The organism is Okeania sp., assembly GCF_035285525.1.
In the GTDB taxonomy this organism is placed as follows: domain Bacteria; phylum Cyanobacteriota; class Cyanobacteriia; order Cyanobacteriales; family Microcoleaceae; genus Trichodesmium.
The window spans coordinates 1-10,174 of the sequence record NZ_JAYKGW010000130.1 but is presented as its reverse complement, the minus strand read 5'-3'; the positions used below and the strand labels follow the sequence as shown (position 1 = coordinate 10,174).

At 37.1% G+C, this 10,174-nt stretch carries 8 protein-coding genes; 4 read left to right on the top strand and 4 right to left on the bottom strand.

Annotation, left to right across the window (positions count from 1 at the left end):
• Positions 1-387: 387 nt before the first annotated feature.
• Both VKJ25_RS12460 and gcvP read right to left on the bottom strand, forming a co-directional pair.
• A complete protein-coding gene (locus tag VKJ25_RS12460; protein ID WP_324236952.1) occupies positions 388-1,287 on the bottom strand; it encodes a TauD/TfdA family dioxygenase in 900 nt (299 codons plus the stop codon).
• Positions 1,288-1,571: 284 nt separating this feature from the next.
• Positions 1,572-4,766: an aminomethyl-transferring glycine dehydrogenase gene (gene gcvP / locus VKJ25_RS12455; RefSeq protein ID WP_324236951.1), complete on the bottom strand. Its 3,195-nt coding sequence runs from the start codon at positions 4,764-4,766 to the stop codon at positions 1,572-1,574.
• 347 nt (positions 4,767-5,113) lie between these two features.
• Between gcvP and VKJ25_RS12450 the strand changes: the two genes are divergently transcribed.
• Both VKJ25_RS12450 and VKJ25_RS12445 read left to right on the top strand, forming a co-directional pair.
• Positions 5,114-5,398 (top strand): type II toxin-antitoxin system Phd/YefM family antitoxin, encoded by a 285-nt coding sequence (locus tag VKJ25_RS12450; RefSeq protein WP_324236950.1) that lies wholly within the window; start codon positions 5,114-5,116, stop codon positions 5,396-5,398.
• 574 nt (positions 5,399-5,972) lie between these two features.
• Positions 5,973-6,152 (top strand): hypothetical protein, encoded by a 180-nt coding sequence (locus tag VKJ25_RS12445; protein ID WP_324236949.1) that lies wholly within the window; start codon positions 5,973-5,975, stop codon positions 6,150-6,152.
• Between the two features lie 211 nt (positions 6,153-6,363).
• On the opposite strand, the gene gcvH is transcribed toward VKJ25_RS12445, so the two are convergent.
• Positions 6,364-6,762: a glycine cleavage system protein GcvH gene (gcvH, locus tag VKJ25_RS12440; RefSeq protein WP_324236948.1), complete on the bottom strand. Its 399-nt coding sequence runs from the start codon at positions 6,760-6,762 to the stop codon at positions 6,364-6,366.
• A 106-nt stretch (positions 6,763-6,868) separates the two neighbouring features.
• On the opposite strand from gcvH, the gene VKJ25_RS12435 reads away from it, so the two are divergent.
• Entirely contained in the window at positions 6,869-7,708 is an 840-nt protein-coding gene (locus tag VKJ25_RS12435) for an alpha/beta hydrolase (protein ID WP_324236947.1), read from the top strand.
• Positions 7,709-8,154: 446 nt separating this feature from the next.
• Here VKJ25_RS12435 and mazG read toward each other — a convergent pair whose 3' ends face one another.
• Positions 8,155-8,949 (bottom strand): nucleoside triphosphate pyrophosphohydrolase, encoded by a 795-nt coding sequence (gene mazG, locus VKJ25_RS12430; RefSeq protein WP_324236946.1) that lies wholly within the window; start codon positions 8,947-8,949, stop codon positions 8,155-8,157.
• A gap of 137 nt (positions 8,950-9,086) precedes the next feature.
• Between mazG and VKJ25_RS12425 the strand changes: the two genes are divergently transcribed.
• Complete coding sequence (locus tag VKJ25_RS12425) at positions 9,087-9,956, top strand: tetratricopeptide repeat protein (RefSeq protein WP_324236945.1); 870 nt, start codon at positions 9,087-9,089, stop codon at positions 9,954-9,956.
• Positions 9,957-10,174: the final 218 nt, after the last annotated feature.

Genomic DNA, 10,174 nt, shown 5'->3' with positions numbered 1-10,174 from the left:
CTGAATCTCTTTCATAGTCTAAATTTAGTCCGTCTTTTTATGTCCGCAAAGAGCGCGCCAACGCACCCTACAAATTTTGGCTAGGGAACAGGCAGGATGCCTGTGCTACCTAACTATAAGCTTCTATCGGCAAACAAGAACAGACAAAGTTACGATCGCTAAAAGCATTATCAACTTTCCCTACAGTCTATCTCTGAGCGCACCTTCTCCATTATAAATAATAATAGCAAAAATAAATTAAAAGTCAACCCTTTACTCAAATTTTTTTCTGGGAAATATGAAAATGAGCGATATCGCCTTTTCAGTTATCAGTTATTAGTTATCAGCAGTTCAGTAAGCGTAACGCACCGATAATGTTAGACATCTTTTTGAAGTGCGGAATGTGGGTTAAAATGGAAATGCTGGAAAACACAACCGAACATAAATATCTCGTTGGTCATCATAAAAAGCTCTTCTACCGTGCATAATTCTCGTATTATCAATCATCAAAATATCCCCCTTTTGCCAGTTTATTTCTATAGTTATTTTTTCAGCAATTTCATTTAATTCTGACATTATTTCATCAGTTATTTCGGAATCATCATCAAAACATACACTTTTGGGATTTACCTTTTTTGCCTGTAATAAACTATTAATAAAAACATCTTTTTGTTCAGTTCTACTTTTATGTATTGCCGAACAGATAAATTTAAAATCAATTGATTCATCTTCGTTAATTTGAACCTCCCTACCTTGACTTTCACATATCTCTTTAACCACATTCAAATCATTAGTTTTGTATTTATTTTGCCAATCTTCTTTTTTTAAACGACCAGGAAACTTTAATTTCTTCCTCCTCAATAAATCTTTCATTGAATTACTAAGTTCATGGAAAAATTGCTCACCATCACATATTGTTGTTTCTCCATCTTTTAAAGGTGGATTAGCACAAAAAAACCAAACTATCTGCGGAGGTTTTTTTATATAGTACATTTCTCCATGTAGTTTCATTTCATCCTTAAAATCATTAACAGTTAATATAGTTCCATCCTCATTGATTATTCTCCGATTTATAGCACCTCCAGTGTAATCCATAAAACCATTACTCAGTGAATTACTAAATTCTGCAAAAGTATTAACATCAGTTTCAAAACCTCTAAAAAGTAAAAAACCATAAGATTTAAACAAATTAATAACTTCTTCTTTGTTGATTTCTAAAATACTTGCATTTTCTGTATTAATAATTTTTCTACCTACATTTTCTGAGAATGGTTGTATCTCTATCTTTGTATTTGTATTTGTCAACATATTTATATCCTAATTATTGCTGATACTTTCGGAATTTTAAATAAGAATTATGCAAAATAATGACAATTATAACGTAATATTTTAGCTGAAACAATTCCGGTTCTTAGTAAATTAAGTAGTAGGGTGCGTTACGCTTCGCTAACGCACCGATTTTTCGGGAACCGTACATTATGCCAGAAGCGGTGCGTTACCACGAATTCCTAAATCTCTTTCAGAGTCTAAAATTTAGCCGTCTAACGCACCCTAAAAATTTGGCTACGCAACAGGCAAGATGCCTGTGCTACCTAAGTATATGCTTCTATCGGCAAACAAGAACAGACAAAGTTGCGATCGCCAAAAGCATTATCAACTCGCCCTACAGTCGGCCAAAATTTATGTTCTCGCGTCCAAGGAGCAGGATAAGCAGCACGTTGTCGAGAATAACTATGCTTCCACTCATCCACCATCAAACTCTCAGCAGTATGAGGCGCATTTTTCAACAAATTATCCTGTTTATCTGCTTTACCAGTTTCAATTTCCTCTATTTCCTGACGAATAGAAATCATGGCATCACAAAAACGATCTAACTCCTCTTTAGACTCACTTTCTGTCGGTTCCACCATAATAGTACCTGCTACCGGCCAAGAAACCGTTGGCGCGTGAAAACCATAATCCATCAACCGTTTCGCAATATCATCTACCTCAATACCAGCAGACTTTTTCAACGGACGCAAATCCAAAATGCACTCGTGAGCAATAAATCCATGCTTACCTTTGTACAAAACTGGATAATAATTATCCAACCGTTGCGCAATATAATTAGCATTCAAAATCGCGATCTTAGTTGCATCAGTCAAACCATCCGGACCCATCATGGCAATATACATCCAAGAAATAGGCAAAATACTCGCACTACCCCAAGGTGCAGCAGATACCGCTCCACTAGAATTTTCGCCACCAATATTAATCACAGAATGCCCTGGTAAAAACGGTGCTAAATGAGACTTAACCCCAATCGGACCCATTCCCGGACCGCCACCACCGTGAGGAATACAGAAAGTTTTATGCAAATTCAAGTGACAAACATCCGCACCGATTTCCGCAGGACGACATAACCCCACTTGCGCATTCATATTTGCTCCATCCATGTAAACTTGCCCACCAAAACCGTGGATAATTTCACAGATGTCAACAATGTCTTCCTCAAATACACCGTGAGTAGAAGGATAAGTAATCATCATGGCAGCCAAATTATCTTTGTGCTTTTCTGCCTTTTTCTGCAAATCTGCCATATCTATATTTCCTTGTTTATCGCATTTAACAACGACAACTTTTAAACCACTCATCACTGCTGAAGCAGGATTTGTTCCGTGAGCAGAATCAGGAATTAAACAAACATTCCGATGCGCTTCCCCACGGTGAGCATGATATTCCCGAATCACTAATAAACCTGTATATTCTCCTTGGGAACCTGCATTTGGTTGCAGAGAAATTGCTGAATAACCTGTGATTTCTGCTAACCATTGCTCTAATTGCTCAAACATTATTTGATAACCCTGAGTTTGAGCTGTGGGAGCAAAAGGATGAATTTGGGCAAATTCCGGCCAGGTAACAGGTATCATTTCTGCTGTTGCATTGAGTTTCATTGTACAGGAACCCAAGGGTATCATTGATGTTGTCAAAGACAAATCTTTTGCTTGTAAACGATGGATGTAACGCAATAGTTCGGTCTCAGAATGATAACTGTTAAATACTGGATGAGTTAGATAACTGCTGGTGCGGGTGAATCCCCCCTTACCCCCCTTTGAAAGGGGGGGAGTGTTTTGGGTTTCCTTGGAAAAAGGAGGAGTATTTTGGGTTTCCTTGGAAAAAGGAGGAGTATTTTGGGTTTCCTTGGAAAAAGGAGGAGTGTTTTGGGTTTCCTTGGAAAAAGGAGGAGTGTTTTGGGTTTCCTTGGAAAAAGGGGGAGTGTTTTGGGTTTCCTTGGAAAAAGGAGGAGTGTTTTGGGTTTCCTTGGAAAAAGGAGGAGTGTTTTGGGTTTCCTTGGAAAAAGGAGGAGTGTTTTGGGTTTCCTTTAAAAGGGGGGAAGTGTTTTTTTCGATATCTGGCAACTTTTCTCCACCAGCAAAAATTTGCCACAGACTTTGTACATCTTTCTCAGTTTTAGTTTCATCTAGAGAAATACCAACCGTTTGCTCATCAATAGTTCGCAAATTAATCCCTACACTTTCAGCAGCATCTATAACTTCTTTCGCCGTTTTCAGACGAGAGTCAGCATCGACTGTTATCCGAAGAGTATCAAAAAATGGTTCTGCACCAACTTGATAACCAAGTTGTTTTAAACCTGTTGCCAACTCTACAGTTAAATTATGAATATTTTCGGCAATTTCTTTTAAACCATCAGGACCGTGATAAACTGCATACATACTTGCCATCACCGCTAGCAAAACTTGAGCAGTACAAATATTACTGGTTGCCTTCTCCCGACGAATATGTTGTTCCCGTGTTTGCAACGCCAACCGTAAGGCTGAGTTGCCATTAGCATCTTGAGAAACCCCAATAATACGTCCTGGAGTTTGGCGTTTAAAAGCTTCCTTTGTCGCAAAGTAAGCAGCATGGGGACCGCCGTATCCTAGAGAAACACCAAAACGTTGAGTATTACCCACAGCAACATCAGCACCAAATTCTCCAGGAGGTGTTAGTAAAGTTAAACTGAGTAAGTCAGCAGCAACAGTTACTAAACCTCCGACTTCGTGAACTCTTGCCACAAAGTCGCGGTAGTCATATATTGCGCCGTCCGTAGCAGGATATTGGAGGAGTGCGCCAAAAATTGGTTTGTCAAAAGTAAAAGTCCGGAAGTCGCCGACAATAACTTCTATTCCCAATGGTTGGGCGCGAGTTTTGACAACTTCAATATTCTGAGGATGGCAGTTAGTGTCAACAAAAAAAGTTTCTGCTTTAGTTTTGCATAAACCGTAAGTCATACTCATTGCTTCTGCTGCTGCTGTCCCTTCATCAAGCAGGGAAGCGTTAGCTATTTCCAAACCAGTTAAGTCTGTTATCATAGTTTGGAAATTCAGTAATGCTTCCATTCGTCCTTGAGCTATTTCTGCTTGATAGGGAGTATAAGCGGTATACCAACCAGGATTTTCGAGAATATTGCGGAGGATAACTGGTGGGGTAATACAGTCGTAATAACCCATACCAATAAAGGAACGAAATACCTGATTTTTGGAGATTATTTCTTTAATTTGCGCAAGAGCATCACTTTCACTCAGAGACTTGGGCAAATTGAGGGGTTGCTGGTATCGAATTTTTTCGGGTACTGTTTTGTCAATTAGGTCATTTAGGGATGAAATACCTAAGATGGCCAACATTTGTTGAATTTTGTCAGAGGTAGGGCCAATATGTCGTTGGGAAAAGTCCGTTGACTTTTGGCCTTTGTTGGCTTCTGGTACTTGGTGACTTGATTTTGTATGAGATTTATGTATTGCTACCACTATTCTGTATTTTCCTTGAAATCAATTTATCATTAAGTTGTAACAAAAATTCATAACTTAATGCAAGGAAGGAGGAGTGTGGGAGGTGTAGGAGGTGTGGGAAGTGTGGGGAGTGTGAGGAGTGTGAGGAGTGTGGGGATTGTGGGGAAGAGTAAGAGGAACAGGACTTAGGGAAATGTACTATGATATAGAGTTTTTTAACTATTGCGTATGGGGTTTTAAGCACTATATCTAGGGTCGCTGCGTAAGTTATGAGGAATTGTCGTGGATAAAGTCGGTTTCTGGAAAAAACATCTAAAAAAATGCTAATATGATGTGAAATAGTATTTGTTAATAAAATTTCAAAGATGCTAGACATAACTCAAGACATTGATTCTCTTACCAATTTCAAGCGCAATACTGCTGAATATTTAGAGCGAATTAAACAAACTGGACACCCACTGATACTCACTGTTAACGGCAAACCAGAAGCAGTAGTTCAAACTCCTGAATCATATCAAAAAATGCTGGAAATGCTTGATTATATTCAAGCTGTTAAAGGCATTGAAACTGGACTAAAAGCTGTAAAAGAAGGACGCACATCTCCAGCTAGAGAAACATTGACCAAAATTAAACAAAAGTATAAAATATAAAATTGAAATAGCAGATGATGCTTCAGTAGAAGTTGAAGAAGTGTATTTGTGGATGATGGAACAACTATCGAAAGAACAGGCTGAAAAATGATTTGATGGTCTTAATGGATGGGATTGATACCTGAAGTAATAGTCCAAAGCGTTGTTCTCTAGCACCAGAAAATGTTGATTCTTCTCAAGAAATTTGCCAACTTTTATATGGGAAAGGATGTGGAGCTGATCGGATACTTTTTACAGTTAGGACTTACACGGGAGGAACCCGGTTTCTAGGACAAATCGTTGTTTTAAGCAATAGAAGTCCACGAGAAACCCGGTTTCTGAGTTCATCTGCGTAAGTCCTGACAGTATCAGAATCAATTGTTTATATTTTGCATATTCGTCATGCTTCTCGTCAGTTTCTAGAATTTTAAAGAAACCTTTCATAACAAGAACTGTAGTTTATTCAATTCTCCTTCTGAGTCAGTTTATGACAGGAAAAGTAAAGTTTATGGAGGCGATCGCCTCCTCAACTAAGAAAAAATAACTATAACTTTATCAGAGCTTACGCACAGCCGCTTAGTATGGGCGAAGGGCCATGTGCCCTCGCCACACTTCCCACACTTTAGGGTTTGGGTATGGAAGTCTGCTAGTGAAGCAAGGGAAGAGTTTAGACTATTTGCTACGGCCAAATTTTCTGATTGTTAGTGCCAAAACTCTGCCATTTCGAGACGACAAGAGCAAAAAAATAGGTACTTTTACGAAAAAAGAGGTATAAAGCCTCCCCTGGTTCGGGGATGAAAAAATTTTAACTCAGTATTTCAAGCCTCCGAGTTTAGTCGGAGGTTCACTCTCTACTGATAACTGATAACTGATAACTGAAATGACGGTTTCCGAGAAATCAGGACTTAAAAAGGCTAAAACCTTGATTGAATAGTGCTTTTATATTTAATCAGCCAGCCCTAATTATCAATTATCAATTATTTATTCTATTCTCCTTCTACCAGCTCGCGATATTGGTCAGCAGAGTAAACATCTTCTCCCTCTAGTTCATCAGAATCTTTAACACGAACTTTCAACAACCAACCCTCTATGTATGGGTCTTCTTCTGATAACCTCTCTGGACTTTCTAATATCTCCTCATTACGCTCTACTACCGTACCAGTAATAGGAGCTTTTAGGTCTTCAACTGCCTTCACAGATTCGATACTGCCACAAGACCCTTCTTTTTCTATTTGGTCTCCCTCCTCTGGAAGCTCCAGAAATACAATATCTCCCAATTGTTCAATAGCAAAAGCAGTAATACCAATGGTGGCAATTTCGCCATCCATCCTTACATACTCATGGGTTTCCAAGTATTTAAGGTCATCTGGAAATTCTAGTGTCATTTATATTCCTCACTACAATAGTATGAATTATGCCAGTCAGCTTAAGACTGGACTTGCATTAAAAATTATTCCGTAAAGAATAATATAAGGTAAACACCCACTTCTTATGGACAAGAAAAATATTATAGAACTCCTGGTAGGAGAATTTTCTATTTTTATATTAATTAGATCTGCATTAATTATTTATATCGTGATTGGTTGGTATGGTCTTTTTTTCTCAGACCAATTAATTTTTTTACCTCGTCCATCTAGCTATCAAGACAACCCAGATTTTGTCAAGCTTGACTCTGGCAATAAAGTCCAAATTACAGCAATTTATTTACCATTTCCCAAATTACCCAAAGCAAAATATACAATTCTTTACAGTCATGGTAATGCTGAAGACCTGGGGCAAATTTTGCCCCGGTTACAAGATTTACGAGATATTGGGTTTAATGTATTTGCTTATGACTATCGGGGGTATGGGACAAGTGAAGGAAAGCCTTCAGTTAAGGGTGCTTATGAAGATATTAATGCTGCTTATGAATATTTGACCCAAAAATTAGGGATACCTGCAAATCAAATTATTGTTTATGGACGTTCGGTGGGTGGAGGGCCATCAGTAGATTTGACATCCCGTGAACCTGTGGCTGGTTTGATTATAGAAAGTTCGTTTACAAGTATTTTTCGGGTAGTGACGCGGATTCCTATTTATCCTTTTGACAAATTTCCTAGTATTAACAAGATTAAAAATGTAAATTGTCCGGTATTGATAATGCACGGAAATATTGACAGAGTAATTCCTTTTTCTCATGGACAGGAACTTTTTGCTATGGCTAATCAACCTAAGCTTTCTTTGTGGGTGGATGGTGCTGGTCATAATAATTTATTAGAAGTGGCAGGGGAAAAATATGCCAAGATTATCCGTGAGTTTATTAATTTAGTACAACAAAACCAAAAATTTTAGGGGTTTTTATCAGTTATCACTTATCAGTACCTCTGGCTGAAACATCGGGATTGAAATATTATTCGGGAATAGGCAATAGACAATAGGCAATCGGTAATACAGCGGATTCCATCTTAAGTACAGCTATGACAGCCTAGAAGGCTGTGCTACAAAGATTTTATATTAATCATTATTCATTATCAGGACTTACGCATTAACCCTATTGGTAGGGTGTATTAGCGGTAGGGTAGCGTCGCGCACTAGCACACCATATATAGTACCTTTGCGTAAGTCCTTATTATTAGTATGGTACAGCTATGACAGCCTAGAAGGCTGTGCTACAAAGATTTTATATTAATCATTATTCATTATCAGCTATGACAGCCTAGAAGGCTGTGCTACAAAGATTTTATATTAATATTTGTACAACATAGACCTAGAATCCGCTGTATTATTACAATTAATAATTATTCATTATTAATTATTAATTTTGCCTTCTGCCACATCTGTTCAAATTCTGCCAAACTATACTCAGAAATAGGTTTATCACACATTGACTCTAATAAAGCAAATCGTTTTAAAAATCGATGATTTGTTCCTTGCAATGCTTGCTCTGGGTTTAAATCATACCACCGAGCTAACTGCACTAAAACAAACAAAATATCTCCCATTTCTGCTTCCTGATGTTCCTGATCTTCTGAATTTAAAGCTTCTTGAAATTCTCCTAATTCTTCGTGAAATTTTTCCCAAACTCCATCAATATTTTCCCATTCAAAACCAACAGCAGCAGCTTTTTTAGAAATTTTCATTGCTGCCATAAGCGGAGGTAACTGGCGAGCATATCTACTTAATTTTTTACTCAATAAATCATTACTTTCTCCTAATTCTGCTCCCTTAATTTCTTCCCAATTTTGTTGAACTTCTTCAGTGCTATTTACTTTCACATCTCCAAATACATGAGGATGTCTTCTAATCATTTTTTGACTAATACTTTCAGCAACTTCAGCTAAAGTAAAATCATTAGTTTCACTCCCTATTTGTGCTTGCAAAACTACCTGTAATAATAAATCTCCTAATTCATCAATTATTGCTTTTTTATCTCCACTTTTAATGGCATCTACAACTTCATAAGCTTCTTCCACAATATAAGGAGTTAAAGTTTCCGGAGTTTGAGCCAAATCCCACGGACAACCTCCCTCCGGAGAACGTAATTTAGATACTATTTCTATTAGTTCTTGTAATGCAGATAATGTTGAATTCATTATGCTATTTTGTTATACTATAAAATTGAATATGAGTATACTTTTAAGGTATACTATAAAATGTGAGATTTTTTGGCTAGCAGAATAAGATTAGATGCTTTAAAATAAACTATTTAATCATATATGCTCTGCTTACTATGCTAAATCGAAATTTATTAGTTTATTTATTAATTGCCCTAGGTCTGTGGGGTACTAACGTTAAACCTATGCTAGGGCAGGCATTAGTTCCTCATGTATTACAATTAGATTCAGATCAACTAGAACAAACAGGTTTAAGTTTAACTGAAGATGCGTTACAATTAGCAAGATTTCAACAGTTTGATTTGGCTTTAGCTAGAGCTGAACTTGCTACAGAATTAGCTCCAAATAATCAACAAGCTTGGGCGCTATTAGGTAGTCTTTATCTTCAAGTTGAAAACTTAGAAGAAGGTATTGCTGCTTTGAAACAAGCTCAGAAATTAGACCCAAATAATGCGGAAGTTAGATTTGTTCTGGGTCGAGCTTATTTTCAAACATCTGATTATAAAAATTCTATCCAGCAATTAACCGAAGGGTTAAAATTTAAACCTGGCACCCCCGGAGCTTTATTTGACCTGGGTAATGCTTATTACAAGCAAGGTGAATTTCAAAGAGCGATCGCACAATATGAACAAGCTTATCGACAAGAACAAAATTTATGGCCTGCAATTAATAACATTGGTCTAGTTGAGTATGAAATAGGAAAAGTAGATGAGGCGATCGCTAAATGGCGTGAAGCTCTCTCTATTGATAGTAAAGCAGTAGAACCACTATTAGCTTTAGCTGTAGCTCTCTACACTCAAGGTGATAAAGAACAAAGTCTGGCGATGGGAGAAGCAGCATTACGTTTAGATAGCAATTATGCAAAAATTGATTATCTTAAAGAACATCTGTGGGGGAAACGGTTAATAGAGGATGCAAAAGTATTTCTGGCAACTCCTCGTATTCAACAAACTCTCGCTCAAATAGAAGATTTACCAAATAATTAATAGTTATTGTTCTGTTGAAAAGGAAGTAGGAAAGTAATTTTTTTGCCTTTGTTATTCTTCTTTCTTCTTCTTTCCTGATAGTTAATAATTATTGTTCTGTTGAAAAGGAAGTAGGAAAGTAATTTTTTTGCCTTTGTTATTTATAGTTAATAATTATTATTCTGTTGAAAAGGAAGTAGGAAAGTAATTTTTTTGCCTTTGTTATTTATAGTTAATAA